Here is a 16,576-nt window from a genome sequence, read left to right on the forward strand (position 1 = left end):
AGGGCTCAATGTGTCGTATTAAAAAGTGTTCGCTATGTCTCCGAACATTCTGTTCGCGATGTCCCCGGTCCATACAGAGAGAGGGCTAGGGTGAGGGGCTTTTGATCCGGCAATTGACAGGTAACTCAACATGAACATTTTTCTTTCCCTGGCCCTGCTGCTCGTCAGCGGCCTGACCCTTGCAGACGAACCCGATGTCCCCACCCAATTAAAAACACACTACTTCGACGCCGCCCGCCGAGGCGATGTGGAGATGCTTGATACCTTTATCGCCTCCCACTACCCGCTCGATGTTCAAGACGACAAAGGCTACACCGCGCTGATCCTCGCGGCCTACAACGGTCAGGGTAAGACGGTAGAGCAACTTCTGAACGCCGGTGCCAACGCCTGTGTTCAAGACAAACGCGGTAACACCGCCCTGATGGGCGCCATTTTCAAAGGTGAGCTGAAAATCGCCCGACGATTGTTGGCCACCGACTGCAATCCCGATCAACGCAATGGTGCCGGGCAGACCGCCGCCATGTATGCAGGCCTGTTCAAACGGGTAGAACTGCTCAACGATTTGACCCGCAAGGGCGCCGACCTGAATGCCGAAGATGCCGTGGGCAACAGTGCCGCCCGGCTGGTTAATGGCGAAATCCGCATGCCTGCGTCGCACTGATCACCAGCAGGTGGGCTATCATCGCGGTTTTTCCGTGGAGTTCACATGGCCAAGCCAAAGCGCATATACGGCTGCACCGAGTGCGGCGCTACCTTTCCCAAATGGGCCGGGCAATGCGGCGAGTGTGGCGTTTGGAACACCTTGGTCGAAACCGTTGTAGAAAGCGGCGCTGCCGCGCCACCCAGCGGGCGCACCGGCTGGACCGGACAACAGGCACAGCTCAAAACCCTGGCCGAAGTCAGCATCGAAGAACTGCCACGCTTCTCCACCGCCTCCGGCGAACTGGATCGAGTGCTCGGTGGCGGCCTGGTGGATGGCTCGGTGGTGCTGATCGGCGGCGACCCCGGTATCGGTAAGTCGACCATTCTGCTGCAAACCTTGTGTCACATGGCCACCCGCATGCCGGCGCTGTACGTGACGGGTGAGGAATCTCAACAGCAAGTGGCCATGCGTGCCCGGCGTCTGGGGTTGCCACAAGACAAACTCAAAGTCATGACCGAGACCTGTATCGAAAGCATTATTGCCACGGCGAAGCTGGAAAAGCCCAAGGTCATGGTGATCGACTCGATTCAAACCATCTTCACCGAACAGCTGCAATCGGCACCCGGTGGTGTCTCTCAAGTGCGTGAAAGTGCGGCGTTGCTGGTGCGCTACGCCAAGTCCAGCGGCACGGCGATTTTCCTGGTGGGCCATGTGACCAAAGAAGGCGCACTGGCCGGGCCACGCGTGCTGGAGCACATGGTCGATACCGTGCTCTATTTCGAAGGCGAGTCTGACGGTCGTTTGCGTTTACTGCGGGCGGTGAAAAACCGTTTCGGTGCCGTCAACGAACTTGGCGTGTTCGGCATGACCGATAAAGGCTTGAAAGAAGTCTCCAACCCATCCGCGATTTTTCTCACCCGCGCTCAAGAAGAAGTGCCGGGTAGCGTGGTCATGGCCACGTGGGAAGGCACGCGGCCCATGCTGGTCGAAGTGCAGGCGCTGGTCGATGACAGCCATATGTCCAACCCGCGCCGCGTGACCTTGGGGTTGGACCAAAACCGCCTGGCCATGTTGCTGGCCGTTTTGCACCGTCACGGCGGCATTCCGACCCACGATCAAGATGTGTTCCTTAACGTGGTGGGCGGGGTCAAGGTGCTCGAAACAGCTTCTGACCTGGCGTTGATGGCCGCTGTCATGTCCAGCTTGCGCAACAAACCGCTGCCTCATGACTTGCTGGTCTTTGGCGAAGTCGGCCTCTCCGGTGAAGTGCGGCCCGTGCCCAGCGGGCAAGAACGCCTGAAAGAAGCGGCCAAGCATGGTTTCAAACGCGCCATCGTGCCTAAAGGCAACGCCCCCAAAGAATCACCACCGGGCCTTAAAGTCATTGGCGTGACGCGTCTGGAACAGGCACTGGATGCTTTGTTCGAATAACGGTTGGGATGTGCAGCGCGGCCTACCGAAAATCCGCAAAAGAAGGCTCTAGACCAACGTCAGGGGGTGGTCTTTAGTGCTGAGAGCGCTAAACTCCAGAAGCAGTCCTTCTTGTCCAACTGGCCGGAATATAAAAATGAATAATAAAAATAGCCTGCTCCGCCACATCCCGTGGCTGGTGCTGGCAATTGTAGGAGCCTGCGCCCTTGGCGTAGTGGCATTGCGCCGGGGCGAGGCGATCAACGCCTTGTGGATCGTGGTAGCAGCGGTTGCCATCTATCTGGTTGCCTATCGTTATTACAGCCTGTTCATCGCTACTAAAGTGATGCAGCTGGACCCGTTGCGGGCAACGCCTGCGGTGGTCAATAACGACGGTCTGGACTATGTGCCGACCAACAAACACATTCTGTTCGGTCACCACTTTGCGGCAATCGCCGGAGCCGGGCCTTTGGTCGGGCCGGTATTGGCCGCGCAAATGGGCTACTTGCCAGGCACGCTCTGGCTGATCGCCGGTGTTGTACTGGCCGGTGCTGTGCAGGATTTCATGGTGCTGTTCATGTCCACCCGCCGCAACGGTCGCTCCCTGGGTGACATGGTGCGCGAGGAGATGGGCAAGATTCCCGGCACCATCGCGCTGTTCGGCTGCTTCCTGATCATGATCATCATCCTCGCGGTGCTCGCGCTGATTGTGGTCAAGGCTCTGGCTGAAAGCCCGTGGGGCATGTTCACGGTGATGGCGACCATCCCGATCGCGATGTTCATGGGCATTTACATGCGCTACATCCGCCCGGGCCGCATCGGTGAAATCTCGATTGTCGGTGTGCTGCTGTTGCTGGGCTCCATTTGGCTGGGGGGCCAGATTGCAGCCAGCCCGGACTGGGCTCATGTGTTCACCTTCACCGGCACGCAAATCACCTGGATGCTGATCGGTTACGGCTTTGTCGCGGCCGTACTGCCGGTGTGGCTGGTACTGGCTCCGCGTGACTACCTGTCGACCTTCCTTAAAATCGGCACCATCGTGGCGTTGGCCATCGGCATTCTGGTCACCATGCCCGAACTGAAAATGCCGGCACTGACCCAATTCACAGACGGCACTGGCCCGGTCTGGAAAGGCGGCCTGTTTCCGTTCCTGTTTATCACCATTGCCTGCGGCGCAGTGTCGGGCTTCCATGCCCTGATTGCCTCAGGCACAACGCCCAAACTGCTGGATAACGAAACCAACGCCCGTTACATCGGTTACGGCGGCATGTTGATGGAATCGTTTGTGGCCATCATGGCAATGGTTGCTGCTTCGGTGATCGAGCCGGGGGTGTACTTCGCCATGAACAGCCCTGCCGCGATTGTTGGCGGTGATGTGGTCACCGTCGCACAAACGGTGAGCAGTTGGGGCTTTGCCATTACCCCGGATGCCCTGACTGCATTGGCCCATGACATTGGTGAAACCACTGTTCTGGCCCGCGCAGGCGGCGCCCCGACACTGGCTGTGGGTATCGCACAGATCCTGCACAACGTGTTGCCGGGTGAAAACACCATGGCTTTCTGGTATCACTTCGCCATTCTGTTTGAAGCCTTGTTCATCCTGACCGCCGTTGACGCTGGCACCCGTGCCGGGCGCTTTATGCTGCAAGACCTGCTGGGCAGCTTTGTGCCTGCCCTTAAGCGCACCGAGTCGTGGCCAGCCAACCTGCTGGCAACGGGCCTGTGTGTCGCCATGTGGGGTTACTTGCTGTATCAAGGCGTGATTGATCCATTGGGCGGCATCAACACCTTGTGGCCATTGTTCGGTATCTCCAACCAGATGCTTGCGGGCATTGCGCTGATGCTGGCCACGGTTGTGCTGATCAAAATGAAACGCCAGCGCTACATCTGGGTGACCATGTTGCCTGCCGTGTGGCTGCTGATCTGCACCACGGTGGCAGGCTTTATCAAACTGTTCGACGCCAACCCGGCGGTGGGTTTCCTGGCCCTGGCCAAGAAATACAGCACGGCGCTGGATGCCGGCCAAGTGATTGCTCCGGCGAAAAACATCGACCAGATGCAACACGTGATCATCAACGCCTACACCAACGCCGGTTTGACCGTGCTGTTTCTGTTCGTGGTGTTCAGCATTCTGTTCTTTGCGATCAAAGTCGGTGTTGCCTCGTGGGGCACCAAAGAGCGTACGGATAAAGAAGCCCCGTACCACACCATTCCGGACGCCTGAACATGTTCAATGACCTGAGTCGCCTCGGTAAATACCTCGGTCAGGCTGCCCGCCTGATGGTCGGCATGCCCGACTACGACAACTACGTCGAGCACATGAAAACCAAGCACCCGGACAAGCCGGTGATGAGCTACGAAGCGTTCTTTCGAGAGCGTCAGGAAGCACGTTACGGCGGCAAGGGTGGGCCAAAATGTTGTTAACCCGATAAATCGGGTTAGCTGACAACGGTGGGAGCAGCCAGTCTGCTCCCATTTTTATTTCTGCTGTTCGGGAGACCTCTGCATGTCCTCTCCAATCCCCGTCACCATTCTCAGCGGCTTTTTGGGGGCCGGTAAAACCACCTTGTTGCGCCATCTGCTCAAGGCTGAGCACGGGCTGAAAATCGCCGTGATCGAAAACGAATTCAGCGATGCGGGTATCGACACTCAGTTGCTCGGTGATGAACCCGTGCAGGTCATGACCTTATCCAATGGGTGCGTGTGCTGCACCATCCATACCGACTTGACCAAGGCGCTGTACCTGCTGCTTGAACGGCTGGACAGTGGTGAAATCGCCTTTGATCGACTGGTCATTGAGTGCACCGGACTGGCTGATCCGGCGCCTGTGGCGCAGACGTTTTTTATTGATGAAGAACTGCGTGAGCGTTACCTGCTGGACGGCATTATCACCTTGGTGGACGCCGCTCACGCCGATATCCATCTGCAGCAAACCATCGCCCAGGCGCAGATTGGCTTTGCTGACCGGCTGTTGGTGAGCAAGCGGGATCTGGTGGATGACGCCACATTTGATGCGCTGTGCGAGCGCCTGACCCGGATCAATCGGCGAGCACCGATTCGGGTGGTAGAGCATGGCCGGATTGATTTGGCTGAGTTACTGGATGTGCGAGGGTTTAACCTCAACGCGGATTTGGGCGGTGGACTGAGCTTGCGCCCGGTGCAGCCGGCGAAGAGCGCCGACCGGATTTCCAGTCTGGTGTTGCGCACTGACACGCCGTTGGACATCGACAGCCTCAGCGCGTTTATGAATGAGCTGCTGGAGGAGCACGGTCAGCAATTATTGCGATACAAGGGCGTGCTTAATATTGCTGGCGAGGATCGGCGGTTGGTGTTTCAGGGCGTGCTCAAGCTTTACGGCTTTGACTGGGACACCGAGTGGGCCGAGGGTGAGCCCCGTGAAAGCGTGATGGTATTTATTGCCGATGACTTGCCGGAGACCAAAATTCGCGAGGGATTTGCACGGTTGGAGGGTTGAGTCGCGACCGGCCCTCACCCCAACCCTCTCCCGGAGGGAGAGGGAGCTGATTTGCTTTTGCCTTTAGTCCCCTCTCCCTCTGGAGGGGGCTGATTTGCTTTTGCCTTTAGTCCCCTCTCCCTCTGGGAGAGGGTTAGGGTGAGGGGCTTTTAATTGACAAAAATGTCAGTGGCTCTTCATCCCCGCCGCAGTCATGAACAGCCGGATCAGCATGGCAAATACAAACAGACTCGCCACACTGGCCGTCCAGATCAGTACCAACCAGCCAATGCGTTGCCACAGTGGCTTTTTCTCGGCTTCTTGCACTTCGTTCAGATAATCCTTGCCAGCCATGTTCAGGCCTCCTCTTGGGGAAAAGGCTGCGACCCTCAGGCCGCAGCGGCACGTACGACTAGTGGTAGCCGTCTTCGTGGGTCACTTTCCCGCGGAATACGTAGTAGCTCCAGAAGGTGTAACCCAGAATGAACGGGATGATGAACAAGGTCCCGACCAGCATAAAGCCCTGACTTTGCGGCGGTGCCGCAGCATCCCAGATGGAGATCGATGGCGGGATGATGTTCGGCCACAGGCTGATGCCCAAACCGCTGTACCCCAGGAAGACCAGCACCAGCGTCAGCAGAAACGGCGTGTAGTGAGCATTGCGGGCAATCGCCTTGATCAGTCCGTACAGGGTGACCAATACCAGAATCGGCACCGGCAAGAACCAGAACAGGTTAGGCAAGGTGAACCAGCGTGCGGCAATGTCGGCATGGGTCAGCGGAGTCCACAGGCTGACAACGCCCATGATCACCAGCAACGCCAGCGCCAGCGGTTTGCCCAGCTTGTGCATGCTCGCTTGCAGTGGCCCTTCGGTTTTCATGATCAACCAGGTGCAGCCGAGCAAGGCATACGCCACGATCAGTGCGAGGCCGCAGAACACCGAGAACGGCGTTAACCAGTCGAGCCCACCTCCCGCATACTGGCGACTGACCACCGGGATGCCATCAATGAAGGCCCCCAGCGCCACGCCCTGAAAGAACGTGGCCACCAGCGAACCGCCAATGAACGACATGTCCCAGATATGACGCTTCTCGGCACGGGCCTTGAAGCGAAACTCAAAGGCTACACCGCGAAAGATCAAGCCCAACAGCATTAAAATCAACGGCATGTACAACGCCGACAAGATGACTGAGTAGGCCAGCGGGAAGGCGCCAAACAGTGCGGCACCGCCCAGAACCAACCAGGTTTCGTTGCCGTCCCACACAGGCGCAACGGTGTTCATCATCACGTCACGGTCTTTCTCGCCCTTGATAAAGGGGAAGAGGATGCCGATGCCGAGATCGAAGCCATCCATGACCACGTACATCATGACGCCGAAGATGATGATGATTGCCCAGATAAGTGGCAGATCAATTCCCATGACTCAATTCCCCTTAGGCAGGCTGTCGCTATGGCCTTCTTCTGTACCCTCATGGGCAGCAGAAAGAGGACGTGCAGGCGTGCGCGGCTGACCTGGCCCACCTTCGTTATGTTCGTCACCTTCATGGGTAACAGGGCCTTTGCGCACCAGACGCATCATGTAACCCAGACCCACACCGAACAGCGAGAAGTACACCAGCACAAACAAGATCAGAGTGACGCTCATCTGCGTAACGCTATGGTTGGACGAGGCATCTGCGGTGCGCATCAACCCGTACACCACCCACGGCTGACGGCCGATTTCAGTGGTGAACCAGCCTGCCAGAATGGCGATCAGGCCCGAAGGTCCCATCCACAGCACCAGCCGCAAGAAGTGACGGTTTTCATACAGCGTGCCGCGTTTACGCAACCACAGGCTCCACAGGCCGACGAAGATCATCAACATGCCCAAGGCAACCATGATGCGGAAGGTAAAGAACACGATGGTCGAGTTCGGACGGTCCGCAGCCGGGAAGTCTTTCATGGCCGGGATTTGTTCATCCAGACTGTGGGTCAGGATCAGGCTGCCCAAATAAGGCACCTCGATCTTGTAGTCCGTGGTTTCGGTTTTCATGTTCGGGATGCCGAACAGAATCAGCGGGCTAGGCTCTCCGGGTTTGTTTTCCCAGTGACCTTCAATGGCGGCAATTTTCACCGGCTGATATTTCAGCGTGTTCAGACCATGTGCATCACCGATGAAGGCTTGCACAGGCGCAACCACCAGGGCCATCCACATGGCCATCGAAAACATGCGGCGAATCGTGGGCGTGTTACGCCCGCGCAACAAGTGCCAGGCCGCCGACGCCCCTACAAAGAAGGCCGTTGCCACGAAGGCTGCGGTTGCCATGTGCGCCAGTCGGTACGGGAAGGACGGGTTGAAAATCACCGCCAGCCAGTCCACCGGAATCACTCGGCCATCGATGATTTCAAAGCCTTGTGGCGTCTGCATCCAGCTGTTGGACGCCAGAATCCAGAAGGTCGAGATCAGCGTGCCGACAGCGACCATGATGGTCGAAAAGAAGTGCATGCCACGACCAACGCGGTTCCAGCCGAACAGCATGACGCCCAGAAAACCGGCTTCAAGGAAGAATGCGGTGAGTACTTCGTACGTCAACAAAGGCCCGGTCACTGCCCCCGCGAAGTCAGAGAAACGTGACCAGTTCGTGCCGAACTGATACGCCATGACCAGGCCGGACACCACGCCCATCCCAAAGTTGACTGCAAATATCTTCGACCAAAAGTGGTACAGATCACGGTAGGTATCGTCACGGGTTTTCAGCCACATGCCTTCGAGCACCATGAGATAACTGGCGAGACCGATGGTAATGGCGGGAAATAGAATGTGAAACGACACGGTAAACGCGAACTGAATTCGGGCGAGATCGAGAGCCTCCAAACCGAACATAAGTCTTCCTCTATCAGGTATCAGGTCGTTCAGGACACCGGCAGGACGCCGGAATCCAACTGCCCAGCGGGCGATGGTCATGGCGAATGAGGCTTCGCTCTCTTGAACCAGTACACAAAGGGTTCTGGCCGTCTGGCCACTCCAGAAAACCTCAAAAAAGGTTTTGATCTGGATCAAGCATTGAAGCAAGAGTAGTCCAATATCGGCCACGCGCTAATGTGGTTTGTTGTCGCGTGACAGGTTGCCCCAGGCCTTGAAATAGACCGTTGCAGGAACAGTAAAAGCGCAAATTGCAGAGTATTTTCCAGCCCCAGAATCGGCGTTTTATGTACGACCGATACAAGTCATTGTTTGTTACATAAAAATGATAATCTCGACCGACCCCGCCCATTGCCACGATGTTTCCAATGACCAGCCAGCCTCTTTTGCTCCGTCACCACCGGCCGTTTGTGGCCTTCTGGTTTGCCCGTATTTTCACCGCCAGTGCCTTTCAAATGCTGACCGTGGCCATTGGCTGGAACCTCTACCAGCTGACCGGCAACGTGATGGACCTGGGTTGGGTCGGTTTGATTGAGTTCGCGCCACGTCTTCTATTTATGTTGCACACCGGGCATGTGGCTGATCGCTATGACCGGCGCAAAGTGGCCGCCCTGTGCCAGTCACTGCAAGCCATGATCGCGCTGACGTTGGCGCTCAGCAGTGCAACCGACCACATCTCCCGCGAACTGATCTTTGCCCTGGCCTTTGCATTAGGCGCGGCTCGCTCCTTTGAGATGCCCGCGACCCAAGCGTTATTGCCCTCGATCGTGCCGGTCGAACTGTTCCCGCGTGCTGTGGCCGCGGCGCAGGCTGCGCAACAGTCGGCCACCATTGTGGCGCCCGCGTTTGGCGGGTTGTTGTATGCGTTTGGCAGCGTGTGGGTGTATGGCCCTAGCGTGGCGCTGTACCTGATTGCAGCCCTGCTGATGAGCACCTTGCCCGCGCGTCAGCTACCGCTTAATAAAGGCAAGGCCACGCTGGACTCGCTGCTGGCGGGCATTCGTTTTATTCGCAGCCGCCCGGACGTCCTCGGTGCGATCTCTCTTGATTTGTTTGCGGTACTGCTGGGCGGCGCGACGGCCCTGCTGCCGGTGTTTGCCAAAGACATCCTGCTCACCGGCCCTTGGGGTCTGGGCATGTTGCGCTCGGCCCCGGCGGTTGGTGCTTTGTTGATGTCCGTATGGCTGGCCCGCTTCCCGGTGTACCGCAAGGTGGGGCGCGTCATGTTTACCGCTGTGGGCATATTCGGAGTCGCCACCATCGCCTTCGGGCTGTCGACGTCGTTCTGGTTTTCGCTGGCCGTATTGGTGGTACTGGGCGCGGCAGACATGATCAGCATGGTAATCCGCGCCTCATTTGTGCAGCTGGAGACCCCGGATGAAATGCGCGGCCGCGTCAGCGCCGTCAACGGGCTGTTTATCGGTGCATCCAATCAACTGGGCGAGTTTGAATCCGGGGTGACGGCGCATTGGCTAGGCACTGTACCCGCCGTAGTGCTCGGTGGGGTCGGTACGCTGGTGGTCACGGGGCTGTGGATAAAACTGTTCCCTGGGTTGGCCAACCGCGACCGGATGGTGGAGCCCGCTAAAAAGTAGCCCCCTCTCGTAGCAGCTGCCGAAGGCTGCGTCCGATTGCGAAGCGATCGCACACGTTGGTGACTTTACGACGACTGCGTCGCCGAACGCAGCCTTCGGCAGCTGCTACGCGGGAGCAGGGCCTTCAAAGTCGGGCTTGCAGGGCATTACGCCGGGCTTTGCCGCACAGTTGCTCCACCAGCGCCAGGGCAAAGTTTAGTGCCGCCGCCGACCCTTGCGCCGTGATGCAGTTGCCATCGACCACCACGGGCTGGTCAACGTAGTTACACCCCACGAGTTGGTCGCTCACCGATTCACTGCAGGTCATGCGCCGCCCTTTAAGCACCCCGCTTGCCTGCAATACCAAGACGGGAGCCTGAGCAATGGCTGCATAAAAGCGACCCGCCCGCGCTTGCTCCTTGATCATTTGCATCAATGGCTGATGCGCCGCCAAGTGCTCACACCCCACCACGCCACCCGGCAAGACAATCAAGTCAAACGGCTGCGCCAGCAGATCGACCAACATGCCATCCGCCGTCAAGCGTGTACCCCGGGCGCAGGTCAGCATGCGCCGCCCTTCGACACTGGCGACCACCACTTCGATTTCAGCGCGACGCAGCACATCGATCAACGTCACCGTTTGCAGGTCATCAACACCTTCAGCTACCGGTATCAGGGCTCTAGAGGTCATAAGCGTTCTCACACAGAGGTCTTGTGAGCTTAGGCCAGCTTCACTTTATAAACAGCCGCGCAGCCAGTCGATTGTGCGGCGGCACCAATGAGGTGTTACTGAACTCGAACCAGCCCTCATTTTTGTTACCCAGATCGAAGGTATACAGGTAACCCGTGGTGGTTCCCCCCCGCTGACAATCATCCAGCCCCGAACCCCGGTTGCAGACAGGGGCACGAACACCGTCGATTTTCTGGCCATTGAGCGTCACATTTGGCTGGCCACCATAGCCCCGCTCCAGCACATACACCTTGATATTCGGGCCATCGTGGTTGCATCGGGTTTGCTCGCGAGCGTCGGAAACGTCCTCTATGGCGCAGGTTCGCGACACCACTTTGAGAATTTCTACGGCACTCAACGGCATCGCAGGCGCGGCGTTTAGCGCGACACTGGCCAACAGGCTGAAAAAAGCAAAAACATGAATAAAAATACGCTTCATAAATCCCCCTGAAACTTGGCACGCAGTATGCCTGTGCCCTGCTCGTTACAAAACATCGCCCGCTGGGGTAACCAAGGCAGCCAGACGCCCACGCTGCTGGTATGATGCGCGGCTTTTTCCGAGCGACAGATAATCTTCAGATCCAAGAGGTCTGTGCTTTGCTGTTGAAAACGATTTAATTACGGCGCATTGGGCGCCACGGGGACTGGCATGCTGGAAAGGCTGTTTCAACTCAAGGCACACAATACCAACGTGCGCACCGAGATACTTGCGGGTATCACCACGTTTCTGGCGATGGCCTACATCCTGTTTGTGAACCCGAGCATTCTGGGTGAAACAGGCATGGATAAAGGCGCGGTCTTTGTGGCCACCTGTCTGGCGGCCGCTATTGGCTCCGCCGTCATGGGCCTGATCGCCAACTACCCGATTGCCCTCGCGCCGGGTATGGGCCTGAACGCCTTTTTCACCTACACCGTGGTGCTGCATATGGGCCACACCTGGCAAGTGGCGTTGGGTGCGGTGTTTATTTCGGCGGTGCTGTTCTTCCTGTTGTCGATCTTTCGTATCCGCGAATGGATCATCAACAGCATCCCGTTGCCGCTGCGCTCAGCCATTGCGGCCGGTATCGGCCTGTTCCTGGCACTGATCGCCTTGCATAACGCCGGGATTGTTGTTGCCAACAACGCCACATTGGTGGGCATGGGCGATCTGACCCAGCCTAAAGTGGTTCTCGCGTCCCTCGGCTTTGCCCTGATCGTCGCCCTTGAAGCCCTGAAAATGCGCGGCGCCGTGCTGATCGGCATTTTGGCCGTGACCATTGTTTCGATTCTGATGGGCGTGACCGAGTTTGGTGGCGTGGTGTCGATGCCACCGTCTCTGGCGCCGACCTTCCTGCAACTGGACATTAAAGGTGCATTGGACGTTGGCCTGATCAGCGTGATCTTCGCCTTCCTGTTCGTTGACCTGTTCGACAACTCGGGCACCCTGATCGGTGTTGCCAAGCGTGCTGGCCTGATGGGCAAAGACGGGCACATGCCGAAAATGGGCCGTGCCCTGATCGCTGACAGCACCGCGGCCATGGCCGGTTCGTTGCTGGGCACCTCGACCACCACCAGCTACATCGAGTCGGCAGCGGGCGTGAGCGCCGGTGGCCGTACCGGTCTGACCGCTATCGTGGTCGGCATCATGTTCCTGCTGGCGTTGTTCTTCTCGCCACTGGCGGCCAGCGTTCCCGCTTTTGCGACCGCCCCCGCGTTGATGTTCGTGGCCGTACTGATGATGAGTGGCCTGGCTGAAATCGACTGGGAAGACATCACCGTAGCCGCGCCGGTGGTCATCACCGCACTGGCGATGCCGTTCACCTACTCCATCGCTAGCGGCATCGCCTTCGGCTTTATTTCCTGGACGGTGATCAAGTTGCTGTCGGGCCGTGCGCGCGAGCTAAATGCGCCGCTGGTGATTCTGTCGATTCTGTTTGTAGTCAAACTAGGTTGGTTCCCAGCATGAGTGCTTTGTCGTTTGATGCTGCTACCTACGCCATTGAGCTGGAGGCCAAGGCCAATCGTTTGCGCGAGTTGTTGGCGCCGTTTGATGCCCCTGAGCCTTTGGTGTTCGACTCACCGCTGAAGCACTTTCGCCTGCGTGCCGAATTCCGCCTGTGGCGCGAAGGCGGCGAGCGTCACTATGCGATGTTTGCTCAAGACGACAAGCGTACGCCGATCCTGATCGAAGACTTCCCGATTGCCAGCCTGCGCATCAATCAACTGATGCCGCAGCTCAAGGCGGCATGGCAAGCCTGCGCGGCTCTGAGCCATAAACTGTTTCAGGTGGAGTTCCAGACCACGCTGGCGGGCGATGCGATGGTCACTCTGTGCTATCACCGCCCGCTGGACGAGCATTGGCACACCGCTGCCGAGCAATTGGCCAAAGACCTGGACATCAGCGTGATTGGCCGCTCCAAAGGCAAGCGCACAGTGATTGGCCGCGATTATGTGGTCGAGAAGCTGGACGTGGCAGGTCGCACCTTCACTTATCAACAGCCTGAAGGCGCGTTTACCCAGCCCAACGGCACGGTCAACCAGAAAATGCTCAACTGGGCGTACGAAGCACTGGGCGAGCGTTCGGATGATTTGCTGGAGCTGTATTGCGGCAATGGCAACTTCACCCTGCCGCTGGCGACCCGAGTGCGCAACGTGCTGGCCACGGAGATCAGCAAGACCTCGGTGAATGCTGCGCTCAATAACCTGCGCGATAACGCTGTGGATAACGTCACGCTGGTGCGGTTGTCAGCGGAGGAATTGACCGAAGCGTTGAACGACGTGCGTCCGTTCCGTCGCTTGCAGGGAGTTGACCTCAAGGGCTACGAATTTGGCAGCGTGTTCGTTGACCCGCCGCGCGCGGGCATGGACCCGGACACGTGCGAGCTGACCCGTCGTTTTGACAATATTCTGTATATTTCGTGTAATCCGCTGACATTGGCCGAAAACATCGCTCAACTGCACGATACGCACCGTATCGAGCGTTGCGCTGTGTTTGACCAGTTTCCGTGGATTCATCACATGGAATCGGGTGTATTGCTGGTTCGTCGGTAAGCAACCGCTACCCTCACCCCAACCCTCTCCCAGAGGGAGAGGGAGCTTATTTGTGGTGATTTTGAAATCGCGTGCGGTCTGCTTTAAGTCCCCTCTCCCTCAGGGAGAGGGCTAGGGTGAGGGTTTGCTCTTAAGCTTTTAAATAGCGCAACACCGAATCACAGATCATCTCCCGATGACGCTGTTTGATCTGATCATCCGACAGGTCGATCTGGAATATCTCACCCAGCGTATAGCGGTTTGACACCCGATAAAAACAGAACGAACTGACCAGCAGGTGTACGTCCAGCGCATTAAGCCCTGCCCGAAAAACACCCTGTTCAACGCCTCTGCGCAATATCCCGTCAAGCGCCTGCACAATCGTGTCGTTAGTCGCCTTGATCCCTTCCGAACGCTTGATGTACTCGCCCTTGTGGATGTTTTCGACACTGACCATCCGCACAAAATCAACATGCTGATCGTGATGGTCGAAGGTGAATTCCACCAGTCGATGGATCGCTTGCACCGGCTCAAGCTCGTCCAGTGGCATCTGACTCTCAATGCCCCGGATGTCTCCGTACAACTTCTCCAGAACCTCAACGTAGAGCTGCTCTTTACTGGTGAAGTAGTAATAGATCATGCGCTTGGAGGTGCGGGTACGCTCGGCGATGGCGTCTACCCGGGCACCGGATAAACCCTGCTGGACAAACTCCACCAAGGCTTCCTGAAGGATATTTCCCCGGGTCTTTTCCGGGTTGTTTTTACGCCCTTTACGCGGCTCGGCTGCCGCAGCCTGCGCGTCGGGTTCTGGTATTGAGGTCATTGGAGGCTCACGGCCATCGAAAGATGGCGGCGATTATGGGCCGCCCCGACCCGCGAAGGAAGACGCCAATCGTATGAGCCCATGCCGTTACAACTTGGCCTGGCGAGCGGCGCCACTGCGTGATTTGGCCATCGCTGCCAAACGCACCGCCACGTTGGCCGCACCATAACCGGCATAGCCGTTTTTGCGCTGTAACAGCTCGAAAAAGAATCGCCCTTCAAACGGTTCGGTATACACATGGAACAACTCGCCGCCATTGGCATCACGGTCATACAACACGTTGTAATAGGCCAACTCGCTCAAAAACTCATCATCAAAATCGAAACGGGCCGCCAAGTCATCGTAGTAGTTGAGCGGGATGTCCAATAACGGCACGCCCGCCTCTTTGGCACGGCTGACTTCGGCAAACAGGTCATCGCATTCAAACGCAATGTGGTGTACGCCCGAGCCGCGATAACTCGACAAGGCATGGGAAATGGCCGTGTTTCTATTCTCGGAAATGTTGAGCGGCAAACGGATCGAGCTGCATCGGCTACGCAGCGCACGGCTTTTGACCAGACCGTAAGGGTCGGGCAACACCACTTCATCGTCCGCCTCAAAATCGAGCAGGCTTTTGTAAAACAGCACCCAACTGTCGAGGCTGTCCGCCGGCAACGCCATCGCCATATGGTCGATACGCTTAAGCCCGGCCTGCGGTGTAGACGCGGCGTTCAAGTTGAAGTCCGACTCGTAGAACGGTTTACCAGCGGCGTCTTTATCCACCAGATAAATCAGGCTGCCATCAGGCGCACGCACGGCCGCCAGCTCCAGCTCATTGGGGCCAACCAATCCACGGTAAGGCTGACCTTTATACGCCACCGCCCGCGCCAAGGCGCTGGCACTGTCTTGCACCCGTATCGCCGTGGCACACAACGAAGGGCCGTGAGCCTCAAAGAAGTTATGCGCAAACGAATACGGCTCGGCATTGAGGATCAGATTAATGTCGCCCTGACGCAGCAAACTGACATTTTTCGAGCGATGCTGCCCCACTTTGCTGAACCCCAGACGCTCCAGCCAGTGGGTCAGTTTGGCGCCCTGACTTTCGTCCACGGCGAATTCGAGAAACTCGATGCCGTCGTAGTCGCTGGCCTTGGGTGGCGCGAACAGCGGCTCAAGGACGGGCGCCGGGGCGGCCTGTTGAAGCAGCCGCTCGCGGGTTTTCTCTTCGAGGTACAGCAACGAACGGAACCCGTCTGCCGCATTGGCACGCACAGGTGCGGCGCGAAAACCGTCGTTGAAGATTTCCAGCGATAACGGCCCGGTGTAGCCACTTTCAATGATGGGTGCCAAAAAGCCCGGCAAGTCGAACTCGCCCTGCCCCGGAAAACAGCGGAAATGGCGACTCCACTCCAGCACATCCATTGCCAGAATCGGCGCGTCAGCCATTTGCACAAAGAAGATTTTGTCACCAGGGATCTGCGCAATTGCACTGGGATCGCCCTTGAGCGACAAGGTGTGGAAGCTGTCGAGCAACACACCCAGATTCGGGTGGTCGATGTGGCGAACCAAATCCCAGACCTGTTGCCACGTGTTGACGTGGCGCCCCCACGCCAGCGCTTCGTAACCAATGCGCAGGTCGCGCGCGCCAGCCCGCTCGGCCAGCAGGCTCAGGTCATCCAGCAGAATTTGCCGGTCACCCACTGAATCGGCGGCCGCGTTACTGCACACCAACACCAGATCAGTGCCCAATTCCTGCATCAAATCAAACTTGCGCTCGGCGCGATCCAGGTTGCGCGCCAACCGATCACGGCGGCAGCCTTCAAAGTCACGGAAAGGCTGGAACAGGCTGATGGCCAGCCCCAGATCAGCACACATCTGGCGTACTTCACGCGGGCTGCCGTCGTAATACAGCAGGTCATTCTCGAAGATTTCGACCCCGTCAAAACCCGCCGCCGCGATGGCGTCCAGCTTCTCCGGCAGCGTCCCGCTCAATGAAACAGTGGCGATAGAGCGCTTCATTTGTAACTCCCTGGCTAGACGACGGCATTTGTA

The 16,576-nt window shown here is 57.7% G+C and carries 15 protein-coding genes; 8 read left to right on the forward strand and 7 right to left on the reverse strand.

Going from position 1 to position 16,576, the window contains the following annotated elements:
- Positions 1-130 precede the first annotated feature (130 nt).
- From GHN86_RS21375 to yjiA, 5 genes are all read left to right on the forward strand, one after another.
- Positions 131-661 carry an ankyrin repeat domain-containing protein gene (locus GHN86_RS21375; RefSeq protein WP_153379840.1) on the forward strand — a complete coding sequence of 177 codons (531 nt, stop codon included), beginning with the start codon at positions 131-133 and terminating at the stop codon, positions 659-661.
- Between the two features lie 45 nt (positions 662-706).
- Positions 707-2,074 carry a DNA repair protein RadA gene (gene radA / locus GHN86_RS21380; RefSeq protein ID WP_146384366.1) on the forward strand — a complete coding sequence of 456 codons (1,368 nt, stop codon included), beginning with the start codon at positions 707-709 and terminating at the stop codon, positions 2,072-2,074.
- A 136-nt stretch (positions 2,075-2,210) separates the two neighbouring features.
- On the forward strand, positions 2,211-4,277 hold the full coding sequence (locus tag GHN86_RS21385; RefSeq protein WP_153379838.1) for a carbon starvation CstA family protein: 2,067 nt from the start codon (positions 2,211-2,213) through the stop codon (positions 4,275-4,277).
- A gap of 2 nt (positions 4,278-4,279) precedes the next feature.
- On the forward strand, positions 4,280-4,477 hold the full coding sequence (locus GHN86_RS21390) for a YbdD/YjiX family protein (protein WP_122785869.1): 198 nt from the start codon (positions 4,280-4,282) through the stop codon (positions 4,475-4,477).
- Between the two features lie 82 nt (positions 4,478-4,559).
- Positions 4,560-5,528, forward strand: a complete 969-nt coding sequence (gene yjiA, locus GHN86_RS21395; RefSeq protein ID WP_153379836.1) for a GTPase — start codon at positions 4,560-4,562, stop codon at positions 5,526-5,528.
- 165 nt (positions 5,529-5,693) lie between these two features.
- Here yjiA and GHN86_RS21400 read toward each other — a convergent pair whose 3' ends face one another.
- The 3 genes from GHN86_RS21400 to GHN86_RS21410 are packed head-to-tail and all read right to left on the reverse strand — an operon-like array spanning position 5,694 to position 8,370.
- Entirely contained in the window at positions 5,694-5,861 is a 168-nt protein-coding gene (locus tag GHN86_RS21400; protein WP_122782260.1) for a DUF2474 domain-containing protein, read from the reverse strand.
- 58 nt (positions 5,862-5,919) lie between these two features.
- Positions 5,920-6,927 (reverse strand): cytochrome d ubiquinol oxidase subunit II, encoded by a 1,008-nt coding sequence (cydB, locus tag GHN86_RS21405; RefSeq protein WP_153379834.1) that lies wholly within the window; start codon positions 6,925-6,927, stop codon positions 5,920-5,922.
- A gap of 3 nt (positions 6,928-6,930) precedes the next feature.
- Complete coding sequence (locus GHN86_RS21410) at positions 6,931-8,370, reverse strand: cytochrome ubiquinol oxidase subunit I (RefSeq protein WP_153379832.1); 1,440 nt, start codon at positions 8,368-8,370, stop codon at positions 6,931-6,933.
- A 407-nt stretch (positions 8,371-8,777) separates the two neighbouring features.
- Between GHN86_RS21410 and GHN86_RS21415 the strand changes: the two genes are divergently transcribed.
- Complete coding sequence (locus tag GHN86_RS21415; RefSeq protein WP_153379830.1) at positions 8,778-10,004, forward strand: MFS transporter; 1,227 nt, start codon at positions 8,778-8,780, stop codon at positions 10,002-10,004.
- Between the two features lie 124 nt (positions 10,005-10,128).
- Here the strand turns inward: GHN86_RS21415 and GHN86_RS21420 are convergent, their stop codons facing one another.
- Positions 10,129-10,674, reverse strand: a complete 546-nt coding sequence (locus tag GHN86_RS21420) for a DJ-1 family glyoxalase III (protein WP_153379828.1) — start codon at positions 10,672-10,674, stop codon at positions 10,129-10,131.
- Positions 10,675-10,714: 40 nt separating this feature from the next.
- Positions 10,715-11,152, reverse strand: a complete 438-nt coding sequence (locus tag GHN86_RS21425) for a DUF4879 domain-containing protein (protein ID WP_153379826.1) — start codon at positions 11,150-11,152, stop codon at positions 10,715-10,717.
- A 210-nt stretch (positions 11,153-11,362) separates the two neighbouring features.
- Between GHN86_RS21425 and GHN86_RS21430 the strand changes: the two genes are divergently transcribed.
- Together GHN86_RS21430 and trmA are read left to right on the forward strand one after the other, a co-directional pair.
- On the forward strand, positions 11,363-12,658 hold the full coding sequence (locus GHN86_RS21430) for an NCS2 family permease (RefSeq protein WP_153387264.1): 1,296 nt from the start codon (positions 11,363-11,365) through the stop codon (positions 12,656-12,658).
- Positions 12,655-13,743 (forward strand): tRNA (uridine(54)-C5)-methyltransferase TrmA, encoded by a 1,089-nt coding sequence (gene trmA / locus GHN86_RS21435; RefSeq protein ID WP_153387266.1) that lies wholly within the window; start codon positions 12,655-12,657, stop codon positions 13,741-13,743. Before GHN86_RS21430 ends, trmA begins: the two co-directional genes overlap by 4 nt.
- Positions 13,744-13,873: 130 nt before the next feature.
- Here the strand turns inward: trmA and GHN86_RS21440 are convergent, their stop codons facing one another.
- Both GHN86_RS21440 and quiC read right to left on the reverse strand, forming a co-directional pair.
- A complete protein-coding gene (locus GHN86_RS21440; RefSeq protein ID WP_153379820.1) occupies positions 13,874-14,545 on the reverse strand; it encodes a TetR/AcrR family transcriptional regulator in 672 nt (223 codons plus the stop codon).
- An 87-nt stretch (positions 14,546-14,632) separates the two neighbouring features.
- Positions 14,633-16,543 (reverse strand): 3-dehydroshikimate dehydratase QuiC, encoded by a 1,911-nt coding sequence (gene quiC, locus GHN86_RS21445; RefSeq protein ID WP_153379819.1) that lies wholly within the window; start codon positions 16,541-16,543, stop codon positions 14,633-14,635.
- Between the last annotated feature and the right edge of the window lie 33 nt (positions 16,544-16,576).

The organism is Pseudomonas helleri (assembly GCF_009600315.1).
Lineage (GTDB): Bacteria > Pseudomonadota > Gammaproteobacteria > Pseudomonadales > Pseudomonadaceae > Aquipseudomonas > Aquipseudomonas helleri_A.

Excerpts from the sequence above, each read along its gene's own strand:
- GHN86_RS21420 (WP_153379828.1), bottom strand. The coding sequence starts at position 10,674 with ATGACCTCTAGAGCCCTGATACCGGTAGCTGAAGGTGTTGATGACCTG.
- cydB (WP_153379834.1), bottom strand. The coding sequence starts at position 6,927 with ATGGGAATTGATCTGCCACTTATCTGGGCAATCATCATCATCTTCGGC.
- radA (WP_146384366.1), top strand. The coding sequence starts at position 707 with ATGGCCAAGCCAAAGCGCATATACGGCTGCACCGAGTGCGGCGCTACC.
- quiC (WP_153379819.1), bottom strand. The coding sequence starts at position 16,543 with ATGAAGCGCTCTATCGCCACTGTTTCATTGAGCGGGACGCTGCCGGAG.
- GHN86_RS21425 (WP_153379826.1), bottom strand. The coding sequence starts at position 11,152 with ATGAAGCGTATTTTTATTCATGTTTTTGCTTTTTTCAGCCTGTTGGCC.
- trmA (WP_153387266.1), top strand. The coding sequence starts at position 12,655 with ATGAGTGCTTTGTCGTTTGATGCTGCTACCTACGCCATTGAGCTGGAG.
- GHN86_RS21390 (WP_122785869.1), top strand. The coding sequence starts at position 4,280 with ATGTTCAATGACCTGAGTCGCCTCGGTAAATACCTCGGTCAGGCTGCC.
- GHN86_RS21375 (WP_153379840.1), top strand. The coding sequence starts at position 131 with ATGAACATTTTTCTTTCCCTGGCCCTGCTGCTCGTCAGCGGCCTGACC.
- GHN86_RS21410 (WP_153379832.1), bottom strand. The coding sequence starts at position 8,370 with ATGTTCGGTTTGGAGGCTCTCGATCTCGCCCGAATTCAGTTCGCGTTT.
- GHN86_RS21400 (WP_122782260.1), bottom strand. The coding sequence starts at position 5,861 with ATGGCTGGCAAGGATTATCTGAACGAAGTGCAAGAAGCCGAGAAAAAG.
- GHN86_RS21430 (WP_153387264.1), top strand. The coding sequence starts at position 11,363 with ATGCTGGAAAGGCTGTTTCAACTCAAGGCACACAATACCAACGTGCGC.
- GHN86_RS21440 (WP_153379820.1), bottom strand. The coding sequence starts at position 14,545 with ATGACCTCAATACCAGAACCCGACGCGCAGGCTGCGGCAGCCGAGCCG.
- GHN86_RS21385 (WP_153379838.1), top strand. The coding sequence starts at position 2,211 with ATGAATAATAAAAATAGCCTGCTCCGCCACATCCCGTGGCTGGTGCTG.
- GHN86_RS21415 (WP_153379830.1), top strand. The coding sequence starts at position 8,778 with ATGACCAGCCAGCCTCTTTTGCTCCGTCACCACCGGCCGTTTGTGGCC.
- yjiA (WP_153379836.1), top strand. The coding sequence starts at position 4,560 with ATGTCCTCTCCAATCCCCGTCACCATTCTCAGCGGCTTTTTGGGGGCC.